A 15,095-nucleotide genomic window follows, 5' to 3' on the forward strand; every position below is an offset into this window, starting at 1 on the left:
TCGTCGGTTGGTTGAGGAGGTCGCGCAGCGACCGTCTCGGCTCGCACCTCAACCGGCGACTCGTCGGTTGGTTGAGGAGGTCGCGCAGCGACCGTCTCGGCTCGCACCTCAACCGGCGACTCGTCGGTTGGTTGAGGAGGTCGCGCAGCGACCGTCTCGAAACCAGCATCCCTAGGCTCGACCCATGCCGTTGCCCTGGGATGCCAAGGTCGTCGTCGGCGTCCTGGCTGTGAGCGGGACGGTGCACCTGCTGCGGCCCGAGACCTACGAGCCGTTGATGCCGGACTTCGTGCCTGCCCACCGCGAGGTGATCTACGGCAGCGGGGTGGCCGAGCTGGTGTGCGCGGCCGGGATGCTCCAGCCGCGCACGCGTCGCCTGGCGTCGTACGCCGCGGCAGCCCTGCTGGTAGTCGTGTTCCCGGGCAACCTCAAGATGGCTGACGACGCACGACGGTCCCGCAGTACACGCTTCAAGGCGATCGCCTATGCCCGGCTGCCGCTCCAGTGGCCGATGATCCGGGCCGCCTTGCGAGCGGCCCGGACCACCGGCTGAGAGCTCAGAGGTCGGGAGTGGGCGACAGCGCCGTCGCGCGGTTGCAGTCGGCGACCTTGCACCGAACGACCGCCGCCTTGGCGGTGCCGTTGGCCTGCATCAGCAGCTTGGTGTTGGTCTCCCACCAGATCCGGCCGAAGTAGCCGTTGATCCGGTAGTGGGCGACCGCCACGCCACCTGCTTTGCGCACCACGATGTCGGCGGCGCCCAGACCATCGGTGAGCAGCGGGATGGTGGCGAAGCGTCGGCCGTCAGGAGAGCCGGCCTCGATCCGCTCCTTGCAGCTGGTCCAGAGCCGGTCGGACTGCGTGCCGAGGTGGGTGAGAACCTGGCAGCCACCCGCCTGTGGGTCCTTGTCGTAGTAGCCGATCAGGCCGTGCGCGATGCTCGCGTAGTTGCTGCGCTTGGAGTTCACCTTGGCGACGGTGTCGATGACGGTGTCCCACGTGACTGTCTTGATCGTGAAGGTCCAGAACGACGCGATCACCCGGCCCAGGTCGAAGTCGAGCAGCCTCGGGGTCGAGGCGAACGATCGCGAGATGATCTCCTGCTTCTGCACGAGGTCATAGATCCCGATCGTCGGCTTCTGCGTGGTGTCGCCGTAGGAGTAGGCCACCTGGCCGGCAACGGCGTCCAGCTTGGCGTTGAACGGGTCGATGCCGGCGACGAGGACCTTGGTGTTGCCGGTCTTCGCGACCCGCACCAGCTTGGTGTTTCCCCACAGCTTGTTCCCGGTCGCCACGATGTAGGACTGGTTCCACTTGCCGTAGAGCAGCACGCGCCCGGCGTTGACCGTCACCTTGATGGTGCCGTCGTGGATGGTCTTGCCATCCAGGTGGGGACCGGCTTCGTTGGGACCCCGTGGGAGGGCCGCCGGCTTGATCGTCACCTGCACCGGTGCGGCGAGCGCCGGCGCGGCGGCCATCATCGGTGCAGCGAGTGCCAGCAGCGCCGTCGTTGTGGTCAGCAGTCTGCGCATCCGGTCAATCTCCTCGTTTCCCCGTTGGTGAGCAGTGGGACGGGCACGTCCCACTGCTTACCCCACCACACTTGTAGCGTCTTGGGCATGCCAGATCTGCCGAGGGTCGGCCTGCTCCTGGCCGGCTGCGTGGTCCTGGGCCTCGGCGTGGCCATGTTGCTGACGGCCGACCTCGGCTCCGACGGCTACTCGACGTTCGTCAACGGGCTGGCGATGACGGTGGGCGTCTCCTTCTGGGTGATGAACATCGTGGTGGGCTCGATCCTCGTGGGCTTGGCGGCGGCGCGACGCGTGCGTCCGGGCCTGGGCACGATCACCCAGGTCGTCGTCGTCGGCGTCGTCATCTCGGCACTGCTCGACCTCTGGTCGACCCCGGACCCGACGTGGGGGAGGGCTGCCCTGCTGGTGCTTGCCTTCCCTGTGCTGGCGCTCGGCATCGCGGCCTACCTCGGCAGTGACACCGGAGCCGGCCCGGCCGAGGCGGCCGCGCTGGCCTGGGACCCGCCGGTGCGGTTCCGATGGAGCTACAGCCTGGTCCAGGGCGGAGGTGCCCTCGGCGGCTGGCTCCTCGGCGCGACCGTCGGGGTCGGCACGGTTGGCGTGGTGCTCGCCCTCGGTCCGCTCATCGACCTGGCCAGCCGTGTGCTGCGCATGGACGTGCACCAGTCGGGCTGACCGGTCGACCACCGGGTCGACCACCGGGGCGACTACCTTGACGCCTGTGGCGGTGGACGCGGTGATCTTCGACTGGGGCGGCACCTTGACCAGGTGGCACGACGTCGACTTCCACGAGGAGTCGCTGGCACTGGCGCAGGCCGTCGTGCAGTCCGCCGACGAGCCCGTGGACCTGGCCACGCTCGCCCCCCGCCTCCACGAGGCCAACGCGACCGTGTGGGGCAGGGCACGTGAAGAGCAGCGCAGCTCCACCCTGGACGACCTGTTCGACGAGGCGGGACTGACCCATGACCCCGAGCTGCTGCGGGCCTACTACGACTTCTGGCTCCCGCACACCGCCACCGATCCCCAGGCCGGACCGCTCTTCGAGGCCTTGCGGGCTCGGGGCATCAAGGTGGGCGTCTTGTCCAACACGGTGTGGCCGCGGGCCTGGCACCGGGGCTTCTTCGAGCGCGACGGGGTCCTCGACCTCATCGACGGCGATGTCTACACCTCGGAGATCCCGTGGACCAAGCCCGCTCCGGAGGCGTTCAGCGCGGCCGCGCGGGCCGTCGGCCTGAGCGACCTGTCCCGGTGCGTCTACGTGGGTGACCGACTCTTCGACGACGTCTGGGGCGCACAGAACTCCGGCATGAGAGCCATCCACGTCCCGTTGAGCAACATCCCTGCGGCGCAGGTCGGCCACTCGCTCGGAGTACCCGACGCCGTGGTGCACCACCTCATCGAGATCGTGGACGTCGTCGCTGACTGGTGAAGGCGGAGACTGCCTGCATGTTTGTGCACTGCACAAACATGAGGCGCGGATCGATACCGGCGAGCGGCCGTCCCGTTGCATGATCTTGCACAGGCGATCCGGTCCACCCCCACATCCCGGGCCGGCATGCCGACAGTTGGAAGTCAGGGCAAGCAGGACTGAAGTTCCCAAGTCCGGGCACCCATCGGCCCGCGGGCTTCCGGTGTCGGGGAATGTCTCGGGAGTTCCTCGGCACCGGAAGACCGCGGGCCATTGCCTTTGTCGAACCTCTCCTGCCCAGCTCGCCTGCTCAGGTCTCCGGTCGACAGCTCGCAGGTCACCCGAGGTCCGAGGCCCCTGGCCACGAGCCGGGCGGGAGGCCGAGGGCGGTCTGTCGCACCGCGGCTCGAGTGAGCGCCTGGATCGCCCAGCTGCGGTCCTGGCCCACGGTGTTGGCCACGACGTAGGCGTAGGTCTCGCAACAGCGAGCCTCCAGGTCGCACGCAGCCTTGACCACACCGATCACGTTGGCGGGGATGTCCGGCAGCTCGTAGGTCGGTGCAGCCGGCACCGGCTCGACGCCCTCCTCGCGCAGCCGCGTGGTCAGCAGGTCCCGCCACGCCCGGTGGGTGCTGTAGGCGTCGACGACCTCGGCGAACACGTGCGGGGTCGCAGACTCAGACGTCTGTGCACCCAGGCTGCCGTAGACGAAGAGCGCGGCATGCTCTGCCGCGAGCGCCGTCTGCAACGCCTCGACGGTCTCGGTGGTGGTCAACGCGGCACCCCGCCGCGAGGCACGAGGCCAGCGGCGATACCCGCGGACATGCTCGCCAGCAACCGCGCCACGGCACCGCTCTGCGCGCTCCTGGCCAGCCGGGCCAGCTCCTTCTGGGCGGCCAGCTCGCGGGCGCGCAACCGCCCGGCCGTGAGGCGACGCCCGGGGGTCGGAAACGGGGTCTCGGTGGTGTCGGGCGCTGATGTCCGGATCGCTTCGAGGTGGTCGGCGTGGATGCGAGCCAGGCGCCCACCAGTGTCGATCGCCGGGCGCGAGACCCGGAGGTCGGCCAGCAGGACCGCGCTGAGCGCGTGGGCCCGGTCGAGAGCCTTCAGGTCGGGATCCGCCTGGCTCGGCTGGGAGCCGGGGTCAGCCGAGGACGTGGAGGTGGCCGAGGCGGTCGAGCCGGCGGTGGAAGTGGGTGAGGAGGTCGAGCGCTGGCCCTGCCGGGAGCAGCCGGCCAGGCTGAGCGTCGCGACGCCTGCGGTTGTCAGGGCCGCGCGCCGAGTGCTCCTCACGGCCTGACCCTAACGGCTGGCTCCCGGCGCGGACCGGGCCGCTATCGTGGGTGGTCGACAACAGCACAGGAGGTCAGCGCCCGTGAGCCCAGGAAACAACCCCGGGACCGTCGGGTCAGCGAATGCGGCCACGCGCGACCGCATCAGCGCTGCCATCGCCGATCCCCTTGGTGCCCTCGGGCTCGATCTCGAGGCGGTCGAGCTGACTCCCGCCGGCAAGCGCCGCGTCCTCCGAGTGGCCGTCGACCGAGACGGCGGCGTCACCCTCGACGACATCGCCGAGGCCACCCGTCAGGTGTCGCAGGCACTCGACGACTCCGAGGCCATGGGGGAGGCGCCCTACACGCTGGAGGTCACCTCGCGCGGCGTCGACCGACCCCTGACCTTGCCGCGCCACTGGCGCCGCAACCACGACCGCCTCGTCGCGGTCACCACGAACGATGGCGAGAGACTCACGGGTCGGATCGGCGAGAGTGGCGAGGAGGCCGTGACCCTCGACGTCTCCGGGCAGCCGCGAGTCCTCGCCTACGACCAGGTCGCCAAGGCGTTGGTTCAGGTCGAGTTCAACCGCAAGCACGCGCAGAGCGACGAGCCCACCGACGACAAGGAGGCGTGATGGACATCGACCTGAGCATCCTGCGGATGCTGGAGCGGGAGAAGGAGATCTCCTTCGACGTGCTCGTCGAAGCGATCGAGCAGGCGTTGCTGACGGCCTACCACAAGACGCCCGGCGCGGTGGAGCAAGCACGGGTGCAGCTCGACCGCAAGTCGGGTCACGTGACCGTGCTGGCCTCGGAGGTCGACGACGAGGGCAACGTCGTCGGCGAGTACGACGACACGCCCGACGGATTCGGCCGGATCGCTGCGACGACGGCCAAGCAGATCATGCTGCAGCGGCTGCGCGACGCCGAGGACGACATCCGCTACGGCGAGTTCTCCGGCAAGGAGGGCGACATCGTCTCGGGCGTCATCCAGCAGGGGCGCAACCCCGACGACGTGATGGTCGACCTCGGCAAGCTCGAGGCCCTGCTGCCGATGGGGGAGCGGGCGCCAGGGGAGCGCTACGAGCACGGGGCCCGCATCAAGTGCCTGGTCATCTCGGTGCGCAAGGGCATGCGCGGGCCACAGGTCACCCTCTCGCGGTCCCACCCCAACCTCGTCAAGAAGCTGTTCGCGCTCGAGGTCCCGGAGATCGCCGACGGCATCGTCGAGATCGCCGCGATCGCACGCGAGGCCGGCCACCGCACCAAGATCGCGGTACGCACTACCCAGTCGGGCGTCAACGCCAAAGGCGCCTGCATCGGCCCGATGGGCCAACGCGTGCGCAACGTCATGTCGGAGCTGCACGGCGAGAAGATCGACATCGTCGACTGGTCCGACGACCCTGCGGAGATGGTGGCCCACGCCTTGTCGCCGGCCCGGGTGACCGAAGTACAGGTCATCGACGCCGACGCCAGGTCCGCCCGGGTCATCGTGCCCGACTTCCAGCTGTCCCTGGCCATCGGCAAGGAGGGCCAGAACGCCCGCCTGGCCGCGCGGCTCACCGGCTGGCGCATCGACATCCGCTCCGATGATGAGACCGACAGCGGTTCGTGAGGAACGAACCAACCGCGTCGGTCGGGCCAGGCTGAGCAAGCGACGCGACCGAGGAACTAGGTCGCACGAGCGCGTCGAAACCCGGTGCTGACGAGACCTCCGCACGTGGGGTTTCGGTCCGGAACACGAGTACGGCTAGACTCCCCCGAAGTGGCTCACCCGTCGTTGACCCCTGCCCCCGGACCTGTCCGGACCTGCATCGGTTGCCGCCAGCGAGCTGCCAAGAGCGAGTTGTTGCGCGTGGTCGCCGGCGCAGGAGCAGACGGTCAACCGGCCGTGTGTCCTGATCCGGCCGGCGTGGCACCTGGACGAGGGGCGCACCTGCACCCCACGACCGAGTGCCTCGACCAGGCGGTCAGACGGCGAGCGTTCAGCCGGGCCCTGCGGGTCCAGGAGGGACTCACCGTCGCCCCCCTGCGCGAGCACCTCGACACCAGCACCGACACGACCGACAGAAACTGGAGCAGCAGCTCATGAGCACTCGATGAGTACTTCGCAATGAGCCCCGCACATCTGCAATAACGGTCGCTGAACCCTGAACCGGGTCGGCGGCCAGAAGGAGAGAAGTGGCCAAGACCCGAGTTCATGAGCTCGCCAAGACCTACGGCATCGAGAGCAAGGAAGTGCTCGAGAAGCTGAAGGAGATGGGCGAGTTCGTCAAGTCGCCTTCCTCGACGATCGAGCTTCCCGTCGAGATGAAGTTCAAGAAGCAGTACGGCGATGCGTTGCTGGCCTCCAAGGCCGCCGCAGCGCCCGCTGCCCCGCCTGCCGCACCGCCTACCGCACCGCCTGCGGAGAAGCCCGCCGCCACGGCCCCCGCGGCCGCGCCGGCAGTGTCCGCACCCCCGACTCCGGCTGAGCCCGCCGCGCCTGCCGCTCCGGCTGCCGAGGCCCCGGCGGCGAAGGCCGCTCCGCGGCCCGGCCCGCGACCGAGCACGCCTGAGGCGCCTGCCGCCGCGGAGGCTGCGCCGGCCACGGAGGCTCCGGCTCCGGCTGCCACCGATGCCGACGAGACCGGCACCACCGGTGCTCGTCCCAAGGCCCCGGCCCCGCGGCCGGTCGGCAAGCCGAGCGGTACGCCGCGTCCCGGCAACAACCCGTTCGCCTCCAGCCAGGGCATGGGTCGCCGTCCGGCGCCCGGCCCCGAGCGCGAGGTCAGCGACGAGCAGCGTCCGCCGCGTCCTCCGGCCGGTCGTGGCGAGGGTCGCCCCGGCATGCCTCGCCCCAACCCGGCGATGATGCCCAAGTCCCCGGCCGCCTTCGGCGCGGGCCCAGGCGGCCGTGGCGCAGGTGGCCCCGGACGCGGTGGCGCCCCTGGGCGTCCCGGTGCTCCGGGTCGCGCAGGTGCCGGCGCAGGTGCGCCCGGCCGTGGCGGTCCCGGTGGTGGCGGCGGTGGCTTCGGCCCCAGTGGCGGTGGCCGTCCCGGCCAGGGCCGTGGTGGTCGCGGCCAGACCCAGGGCGCCTTCGGGCGACCGGGTGGTCCGTCGCGTCGCGGTCGCAAGTCCAAGCGCGCACGCCGCCAGGAGTTCGAGCAGATGGAGGCGCCGACGATCGGTGGCGTGCGCGTCCGCAAGGGCAACGGCGAGACCGTTCGCCTTGCTCGCGGCGCCTCGCTGACCGACTTCGCGGAGAAGATCGGCGTCGACGCGGCCGCTTTGGTGCAGATGCTGTTCTCGCTCGGCGAGATGGTCACGGCCACCGAGTCGGTCAACGCCGAGACCCTCGAGCTGATCGGCGAGGAGCTCAACTACGTCGTCCAGATCGTCTCGCCCGAGGACGAGGACCGCGAGCTGCTGGAGTCCTTCGACCTCGAGTTCGGTGAGGACGAGGGCGACGAGAGCGACCTGGTCATCCGACCGCCGGTCGTGACCGTCATGGGTCACGTCGACCACGGCAAGACCAAGCTCCTCGACGCACTGCGCAACGCCAACGTCGTCGACAAGGAGGCCGGTGGCATCACCCAGCACATCGGCGCCTACCAGGTCGCGACCGAGGTCGACGGCAACGACCGCCGCATCACCTTCATCGACACCCCGGGTCACGAGGCGTTCACCGCCATGCGTGCTCGTGGCTCGAAGTCCTCCGACATCGCGGTCCTCGTGGTGGCGGCCGACGACGGAGTGATGCCGCAGACGGTGGAGGCGCTCAACCACGCCAAGGCCGCCGGCGTACCCATCGTCGTCGCGGTCAACAAGATCGACAAGCCTGACGCAGACCCGACCAAGGTCCGCGGTCAGCTCACCGAGTACGGCCTGGTGCCCGAGGAGTACGGCGGCGACTCGATGTTCGTCGACGTCTCGGCCAAGTCCGAGCTCAACCTCGACAAGCTGCTCGAGGCGATCGTGCTGACGGCCGACGCGTCGCTGGACCTGCGTGCCAACCCGACGCAGGACGCCCAGGGTCTGGTCATCGAGGCGCACCTCGACAAGGGTCGTGGTCCCGTGGCGACCGTGCTCGTGCAGCGCGGCACCCTGCGGGTCGGCGACTCGATCGTCGCCGGTCCGGCCCACGGCCGGGTCCGCGCGATGATCGACGAGCACGGCGACCCGATCGAGCAGGCCGACCCCTCGCGCCCCGCGATGGTGCTGGGTCTGTCGGCCGTCCCCGGCGCCGGGCAGAACTTCATCGTCGTCGAGGACGACCGGATGGCCCGCCAGATCGCCGAGAAGCGTGAGGCCCGTGAGCGTGCCGCCAACCAGGCCCGCTACCGCGTCCGCCGCACGCTCGAGGACTTCATGGCCTCCATGGAGAAGGGCGAGAGCCAGGAGCTCAACCTCATCCTCAAGGGCGACGTGTCGGGTTCGGTCGAGGCACTCGAGGATGCGCTGGCCAAGATCGACGTGGGCGACGAGGTGTCGCTGCGCGTCATCGACCGCGGTGTCGGTGCGATCACCGAGACCAACGTCGACCTGGCAGCCGCGTCCGACGCGATCATCATCGGCTTCAACGTCCGCCCCCAGGGCAAGGCGACCGAGCTGGCCGATCGCGAGGGCGTGGAGATCCGCTACTACACGGTGATCTACCAGGCGATCGACGAGATCGAGGCCGCCCTGAAGGGCATGCTCAAGCCGGAGTTCGAGGAGTCGACACTCGGCCAGGCGGAGATCCGCGCGATCTTCCGCTCGTCCAAGGTCGGCAACATCGCCGGCTGCATGGTCATCGACGGAGTCATCCGCCGCAATGCCAAGGTCCGCGTCATCCGAGACGGTGCCGTGGTGGCCAACAACCTCGACCTCGCCTCGCTCAAGCGCGAGAAGGACGACGCGTCCGAGGTGCGCGAGGGCTTCGAGTGCGGTCTGGTGCTGCGCAACTTCCAAGACATCAAGGAAGGCGACATCGTCGAGGCCTTCGAGATGCGGGAGATCCCGCGCGGCTGACCCCGCCGAGTCGGCGCAGTCTGCCCAGCAGACTGCGCCGACTCGACATCGACGTGGAGGCTAACTGCGCCGATTCGGCGCACGAGGAGAGACATGAGCAATCCCCGGGTGCGCAAGATCGCCGACCGGATCCAGGTGATCGTGGCGGAGATGCTGGAGCGGCGGATCAAGGACCCGCGACTGGGCTTCATCACCATCACCGACGTACGCCTGACGGGTGACTCCCAGCAGGCGACGATCTTCTACACGGTGCTGAGCGAACCAGACTCGGCTACCGGCGACTACGCCAGCACGGCTGCCGCCCTCGAGTCGGCCAAGGGCCTGCTCCGTTCGGAGGTGGCCAAGCAGCTGGGCATGCGTCACGCCCCTTCGCTGACCTTCGTCCCCGACGAGATCCCCGAGGCGGCCCGCCACCTCGAGGAGGTCCTAGCCGCGGCCAAGGCGTCAGACGCCGAGGTCGAGGCGGCGCGGGCTGGAGCGGCGTACGCCGGCGAGGAGGACCCCTACAAGAAGCCGCGCGAGCTGGAGGACGACGACGAGGAGCCCTTCGAGACGCCTGGTCCCTCGGCTCCTCAGGACACGTGACTACGTCCGGTCTGGTCGTCGTCGACAAGCCCGCTGGCATCACCTCCCACGACGTGGTGGCGCGCGTACGACGGCTGGCCGGCACCCGCAAGGTCGGCCACGCCGGCACCCTGGACCCGATGGCGACGGGCGTCCTGGTGCTCGGCGTCGAGCGCGCCACCCGGCTGCTCGGTCACCTGATGCTGACCGAGAAGGCCTACGACGCCACCGTGCGGCTCGGGGTCACCACCACGACCGACGACGCCGAGGGTGAGGTGGTCGCCGCGAGGTCGGCCCACGACCTCGACGTGGCCCAGGTGCGAGCCGCCGCGGCCCGGTTCGCCGGGACCATTGCGCAGGTGCCGTCGGCGGTGTCGGCCATCAAGGTGGACGGGCAGCGCGCCTATGCGCGGGTGCGGGCGGGGGAGGACGTGGAGCTCGAGCCCCGTACCGTCACCATCCACGACCTCGTCGTGCACGAGGTTCGCATCGCAGAGGTGACCGACCTCGACATCTCCGTGCGCTGCTCGAGCGGCACCTACGTGCGGGCCATCGCCCGTGACCTCGGTGTGGCTCTCGGCGTGGGAGGTCACCTCACCTCGTTACGACGCACGGCCGTCGGTCCGTTCGAGGTGGCGCAGGCCCACACGCTGGAGGCGTTGGCGGCCGAGTTCGCGCTGGTGCCGATCGCGGAGGCGGCCCGGGCATCCTTCGCGGCGCTCGACCTCACCGACCGCCAGGCTGCCGACGTACGCGTCGGCCGCACCCTCGACGTCGACCTGCGCGAGCTCACCGCCGTGTTCGACCCCGCGGGCGAGTTCCTGGCCCTCTACGAGCCGCGCGAGGGCCGGGCTCGTGCGGTCGCGGTGTTCGTCGGATGACTAGTCTTCGGTCCGTGCAGCTCTGGCGCTCGACCGCCGAGGTCCCGGCCGGCCTCGGCCGCACCGTCGTGGTGATCGGCAACTTCGACGGCGTGCACCGTGGCCACCGCCACGTGGTCGCCAGGGCCCGTGAGATCGGCGATGAGCGTGGGCTGAAGGTGGTGGCCGTGACGTTCGACCCGCACCCGATGGCCGTACTCCGTCCAGACCACGCGCCGACCACCCTGACCTCGATCGAGGACCGCGCCCGGCTGCTGGGTCAGGCCGGTGCGGACGCCGTGCTCGCACTGCCCTTCACCCGCGAGGTGGCCGGTTGGTCGCCGGAGGAGTTCGTCGACCGCATCCTGGTTGACCTGCTGCATGCCTCCGGCGTCGTCGTCGGCGCCAACTTCCGGTTCGGCCACCGGGCGGCCGGCGATGTGGCCATGTTGACCGAGGCCGGACTGTCCCGCGACTTCACGACCGACGGCATCGCGCTCGACGCAGGCCCCATGGTGTGGTCGTCGACCTACGTACGCACCTGCCTGGCCGCCGGTGACGTCGCCGGTGCGGCCGAGGCACTCGGGCGTCCCGTCACCGTGCGCGGGGTCGTGGTCCGAGGTGACCAGCGGGGACGCGAGCTGGGGTTCCCGACCGCCAACGTGCCCGTGGGCGACCCGGGTTCGCGCCCCTCGACGGTGCCGGCCGATGGCGTGTACGCCGGGTGGCTGCGTCGGCTCGACACCGGCGAGCGCTTCCCCGCGGCGATCAGCGTCGGCACCAACCCGACCTTCGACGGGCAGCGGGAGCGGCGCGTGGAGTCCTACGTGCTCGACCACGACGACCCCGAGGACTGGCTCGACCTCTACGACGTCGAGGTGGAGGTCGAGTTCGTCGAGAGGCTGCGTGGCATGGTGCGCTTCGACTCGGTCGATGAGCTGGTGACCCAGATGAAGGACGACGTCACTCGCGCGCGCGACCTGCTGGCGGCCTGATGGCCGACCCGGCTCGCAGTGCGGAGACCTGGTTCCTCGAGCACGGGCTTCCCTACTTCGTCGACGACGTGCGTGCCGAGGTGGCGCGCCGACTGTCGCGGCCGCGTGTGGTCCTGGTGCTGCTGGTCGCCTCGTTGATCGGTCTCGCCTCCGGGCTCGCTGTCGGCATCCCGGCGAGCTCTGGGTCGTTCGGTTTCGCGGCGGGTGCGTGGCTCGCAGTGGTCGTGGTGACGGCGTACGCCTTGTTCGCGCTGCGTATGCACGTGATCGCCGTGTGGGCGCTCAAGCGGGCGTTCGCGAGCCTCGGACTGCTCTTTCCCCTGGCGACGCGAGCGCTGCCGATGTTGTTGCTCTTCGTGACGTTCCTGTTCATCAACACCGAGGTCTGGCAGGTCACCCACTTCATGGGCGCGGGGGTGATCTGGGGCGCTGTGCTGTTCTTCGGCCTGGCGGCCACGGGGTTCTTGCTGGTGCGGCTCGACGAGGAGCTCGACCAGTTCGACGACGACATCTCCGTGGAGACCTTCCTCGAGGTCACTGCCGACACCCCGCTGGCCGACACCGCTCAGCGACTCGTGGCCGAGGGCCACGACCTCCAGGCCGAGGCCGAGGTCACCGGGCTGCAGAAGGCCAACCTCGTGCTGGTGCTGCTGGTCGCCCAGGCGGTGCAGGTGCTGCTCCTCGCGGTGGCGGTGTTCGGGTTCTTCGCCGTCTTCGGGATGGTGGCGATCAACGACCAGGTCATCGAGTCGTGGATCACCGTCCCGCCGTCCTACCCGTTGGGTCAGCACCTCGTCAGCCGCGAGCTGGCCCGGGTCTCGATCTTCCTGGCGGCCTTCAGCGGCCTCTATTTCACGGTGTACGCCGTCACCGACAACACCTACCGCCAGCAGTTCTTCGACAAGATCATGCGCGAGCTGGCCCGCGTCGTGGTCGCCCGGATCTGCTACCGGGAGCTGCGGCGTACGAAGGGGTAGTCCCGTGCAGTTGACGGGTCACGCTCGGCGTGTCGCACCGTCAACTGCACGGGAGTACCCCCGCCAGGTAGATCAGGCGTCGAGGTCCTGCTCGACGAGGGCAGCGATCTTGTCGACCGCATCCTGGTCGTCGGAGCTGACCTCGACGGTGTCACCGTTGCCCGCGCCGAGCGTCATGATCATCAGCGCCGAGCTGGCGTCGACGGGGTCGCCCCCGGGGATGGCCAACGTCACCTCGGTGTCCAGCTCGCCGGCGGCTTCCGAGATGATCGCTGCAGGACGGGCGTGGAGGCCGACGGCGGAACCGACGACGACGGTCTTGGTGGGCATGGTGCTCCTTCTCTGGTGATGGGTGGTTGAGCCAGCTGCGTCAGGCGAGGACCGCGATGTCCTCGTCGTTGGCCGGCCAGATCGTCTTGGCAGCGATCACCGCGACCGCCCCGACGGCCACGCCGACGACCAGCGCGAAGATGTAGCCGAAGACGTTGTGTACGGCGAACAGCACGAAGATCCCGCCGTGTGGGGCTCTGACGGCGACGTCCAGAGCCTCCGACAGGGCGCCGGTCACGGCGCTGCCGATCATGATCGACGGGATGACCCGCAGCGGATCGGCCGCAGCGAACGGGATGGCTCCCTCGGTGATGAACGAGGCGCCGAGCAGCCAGCCTGCCTTGCCGTTCTCGCGTTCGGGAACGTTGAACAGGTGCGGACGTACGACGGTCGCCAGCGCCAGGGCGATCGGCGGCACCATGCCGGCGAGCATGACCGCCGCCATGATCTTGAGGCGGGGGTCGTCGGGCGCTGCCGTGGCCGCGGCACCGACGCCGGCCGCGGCGAAGCTGTAGGCGACCTTGTTGAGTGGCCCACCCATGTCGAAGGCCATCATCAGGCCGAGGACGATGCCGAGCAGCACCGCGCTCGAGCCGCTCATGTCGTTGAGCCCGTTGGTCAGCTTGTCCATCAACCACGAGATCGGACGACCGAGCACGACGAGCATGACCAGGCCGGCCAGGATGCTGGTCAGTAAGGGGATCACGAGCACCGGCATCAGCCCACGAGCCCAGGTAGGCACCTTCCAGCCGGTGATCCACTTGGCGATGATGCCGGCGAGAACTCCGCCGACGATGGCGCCGAGGAAGCCCGTGGCCGGCAGGCCGTTGCCGTCGGCGTCGACGAACCCGCCGATGTTGGCCGCCAGCCCGCCCATCACGAAGCCCGGCGCGATGCCGGGCCGGTCGGCGATCGCGTAGGCGATGTAGCCGGCCAGGGCAGGCACGAAGAAGGCGAAGGCGGTCTTGCCGATGATGAAGAAGATCGCGCCGAGGTAGGCGAAGAAGCTCGACCCGAACAGGGCGTGCTCGAGTCCGGACGCATCGACGTCGGGGAGGTTGAAGATCGAGTTGTGCGCGGCGATCTCGCCGAACGGCCCCACGATCTCGTAGCCGCCGAACAGGAAGCTCAAGGCGATCAGCAGACCACCCGCGGCGACGAACGGGATCATGTAGGACACACCGGTCATCAGGATGCGGCGTACGCGCCCACCCCACGACTCCGCTGCCCCCGCCGAGCCACCGACGTCAGCACCTCCGGCGGCGCCCTCGACGCGAGGTGCGTTGGGGTCCGAGGCGTAGCGGACGGCCTCGGCGATCATCGCGTCAGCGTCGTCGATCGGACGCTTGACGCCGGACTGCACCACGGGCTTGCCCCCGAAGCGCGCCCGGTCACGCACGCCGACGTCGACGGCGAAGATGACTGCCCCGGCCGCGGCGATGGTCTCGCGCGGCAGTGGCGTCGAGCCTGCGGAGCCCTGGGTCTCGACGTGCATCGTGATGCCCGCGCGCTCGGCAGCGGCCTCCAGGGCCTCGGCGGCCATGTAGGTATGGGCGATGCCGGTCGGGCAGGCCGTGACGGCGACCAGCGAGGGCTTGTCGCCGGAGGGAGCCGCCGCTGGAGGCGGAGGCGTGTGAGCCGCCTCTGCGGCGGGTGCTGCGGCGGCGGGCGGTGGGGCCGGTGCCGCGGTCGGTGCCGCGGTCGGGGGTTCCTCGCCCACCACGCCGGCGACCAGGTCCACGACCTGTGCAGGCGTGCTGGCTGCCCGCAAGCTGTCGGTGAACTCCTTCTTCACCAGGGCCCTGGCCAGCTTGGCGAGCAGCTTGAGGTGGGACGCGTCGCCGCCGGCCGGCGCGGCTATCAGGAACGCCAGGTCGGCGGGGCCGTCCTTGGCGCCGAAGTCGACGGTAGGGGAGAGACGCGCGAAGGCGAGGGTCGGGGTGTCCACCCCGGCGCTTCGGCAGTGGGGGATTGCGATCCCACCGTTCAGGCCGGTGGCCGCGGTCGCCTCACGGGCGAGCGCGTCATCGGCCAGCTGTGTCACATCGGTCGCCCGGCCGGCGTCGCCGACGATGCCCGCCAAGGCACGAATGACTTCGTGCTTGTCGGACCCGAGGTCGGCATCGAGGCGGACCAGGTCTTCCGTGATCATCTGGGGCATGG

At 69.9% G+C, this 15,095-nt stretch carries 16 protein-coding genes; 11 read left to right on the forward strand and 5 right to left on the reverse strand.

Annotated features, from left to right (window positions below):
* Positions 1-184 precede the first annotated feature (184 nt).
* Complete coding sequence (locus tag ISU10_RS14310; RefSeq protein WP_194697089.1) at positions 185-553, forward strand: DoxX family protein; 369 nt, start codon at positions 185-187, stop codon at positions 551-553.
* Positions 554-557: 4 nt separating this feature from the next.
* Here the strand turns inward: ISU10_RS14310 and ISU10_RS14315 are convergent, their stop codons facing one another.
* Positions 558-1,532 (reverse strand): hypothetical protein, encoded by a 975-nt coding sequence (locus ISU10_RS14315; RefSeq protein ID WP_194697090.1) that lies wholly within the window; start codon positions 1,530-1,532, stop codon positions 558-560.
* An 87-nt stretch (positions 1,533-1,619) separates the two neighbouring features.
* On the opposite strand from ISU10_RS14315, the gene ISU10_RS14320 reads away from it, so the two are divergent.
* Entirely contained in the window at positions 1,620-2,207 is a 588-nt protein-coding gene (locus ISU10_RS14320) for a DUF6198 family protein (protein WP_194697091.1), read from the forward strand.
* Between the two features lie 46 nt (positions 2,208-2,253).
* Entirely contained in the window at positions 2,254-2,961 is a 708-nt protein-coding gene (locus ISU10_RS14325; RefSeq protein ID WP_194697092.1) for an HAD family hydrolase, read from the forward strand.
* Between the two features lie 316 nt (positions 2,962-3,277).
* On the opposite strand, the gene ISU10_RS14330 is transcribed toward ISU10_RS14325, so the two are convergent.
* Together ISU10_RS14330 and ISU10_RS14335 are read right to left on the reverse strand one after the other, a co-directional pair.
* Complete coding sequence (locus ISU10_RS14330) at positions 3,278-3,715, reverse strand: ferritin-like domain-containing protein (protein ID WP_194697093.1); 438 nt, start codon at positions 3,713-3,715, stop codon at positions 3,278-3,280.
* Positions 3,712-4,233, reverse strand: a complete 522-nt coding sequence (locus tag ISU10_RS14335; protein ID WP_194697094.1) for a hypothetical protein — start codon at positions 4,231-4,233, stop codon at positions 3,712-3,714. Before ISU10_RS14335 ends, ISU10_RS14330 begins: the two co-directional genes overlap by 4 nt.
* Before the next feature lie 82 nt (positions 4,234-4,315).
* Here ISU10_RS14335 and rimP point away from each other — a divergent pair, with 82 nt between their 5' ends.
* From rimP to ISU10_RS14375, 8 genes are all read left to right on the forward strand, one after another.
* Positions 4,316-4,849 carry a ribosome maturation factor RimP gene (gene rimP, locus ISU10_RS14340; RefSeq protein WP_370865393.1) on the forward strand — a complete coding sequence of 178 codons (534 nt, stop codon included), beginning with the start codon at positions 4,316-4,318 and terminating at the stop codon, positions 4,847-4,849.
* Positions 4,849-5,829 (forward strand): transcription termination factor NusA, encoded by a 981-nt coding sequence (nusA, locus tag ISU10_RS14345; protein WP_194697095.1) that lies wholly within the window; start codon positions 4,849-4,851, stop codon positions 5,827-5,829. The genes rimP and nusA overlap by 1 nt, the downstream gene beginning before the upstream one ends.
* A gap of 150 nt (positions 5,830-5,979) precedes the next feature.
* Positions 5,980-6,306: a YlxR family protein gene (locus ISU10_RS14350; RefSeq protein ID WP_370865394.1), complete on the forward strand. Its 327-nt coding sequence runs from the start codon at positions 5,980-5,982 to the stop codon at positions 6,304-6,306.
* An 89-nt stretch (positions 6,307-6,395) separates the two neighbouring features.
* Positions 6,396-9,206, forward strand: a complete 2,811-nt coding sequence (gene infB, locus ISU10_RS14355; protein WP_194697096.1) for a translation initiation factor IF-2 — start codon at positions 6,396-6,398, stop codon at positions 9,204-9,206.
* Between the two features lie 93 nt (positions 9,207-9,299).
* Positions 9,300-9,791 (forward strand): 30S ribosome-binding factor RbfA, encoded by a 492-nt coding sequence (gene rbfA / locus ISU10_RS14360; protein WP_194697097.1) that lies wholly within the window; start codon positions 9,300-9,302, stop codon positions 9,789-9,791.
* Positions 9,788-10,651 carry a tRNA pseudouridine(55) synthase TruB gene (gene truB / locus ISU10_RS14365; protein WP_194697098.1) on the forward strand — a complete coding sequence of 288 codons (864 nt, stop codon included), beginning with the start codon at positions 9,788-9,790 and terminating at the stop codon, positions 10,649-10,651. Before rbfA ends, truB begins: the two co-directional genes overlap by 4 nt.
* Positions 10,652-10,665: 14 nt before the next feature.
* The gene (locus ISU10_RS14370; RefSeq protein WP_370865395.1) at positions 10,666-11,625 is read left to right on the forward strand and encodes a bifunctional riboflavin kinase/FAD synthetase; all 960 of its coding nucleotides are present in this window, start codon (positions 10,666-10,668) and stop codon (positions 11,623-11,625) included.
* Complete coding sequence (locus tag ISU10_RS14375; protein ID WP_194697100.1) at positions 11,625-12,602, forward strand: hypothetical protein; 978 nt, start codon at positions 11,625-11,627, stop codon at positions 12,600-12,602. Before ISU10_RS14370 ends, ISU10_RS14375 begins: the two co-directional genes overlap by 1 nt.
* A gap of 72 nt (positions 12,603-12,674) precedes the next feature.
* Here ISU10_RS14375 and ISU10_RS14380 read toward each other — a convergent pair whose 3' ends face one another.
* Both ISU10_RS14380 and ISU10_RS14385 read right to left on the reverse strand, forming a co-directional pair.
* Positions 12,675-12,932, reverse strand: a complete 258-nt coding sequence (locus ISU10_RS14380; RefSeq protein WP_194697101.1) for an HPr family phosphocarrier protein — start codon at positions 12,930-12,932, stop codon at positions 12,675-12,677.
* Positions 12,933-12,972: 40 nt separating this feature from the next.
* Positions 12,973-15,093 (reverse strand): PTS fructose transporter subunit IIABC, encoded by a 2,121-nt coding sequence (locus ISU10_RS14385; protein WP_194697102.1) that lies wholly within the window; start codon positions 15,091-15,093, stop codon positions 12,973-12,975.
* Positions 15,094-15,095: the final 2 nt, after the last annotated feature.

Origin of the sequence: Nocardioides agariphilus (assembly GCF_015352445.1) — a bacterium.
In the GTDB taxonomy this organism is placed as follows: Bacteria; Actinomycetota; Actinomycetes; order Propionibacteriales; family Nocardioidaceae; genus Nocardioides; species Nocardioides agariphilus.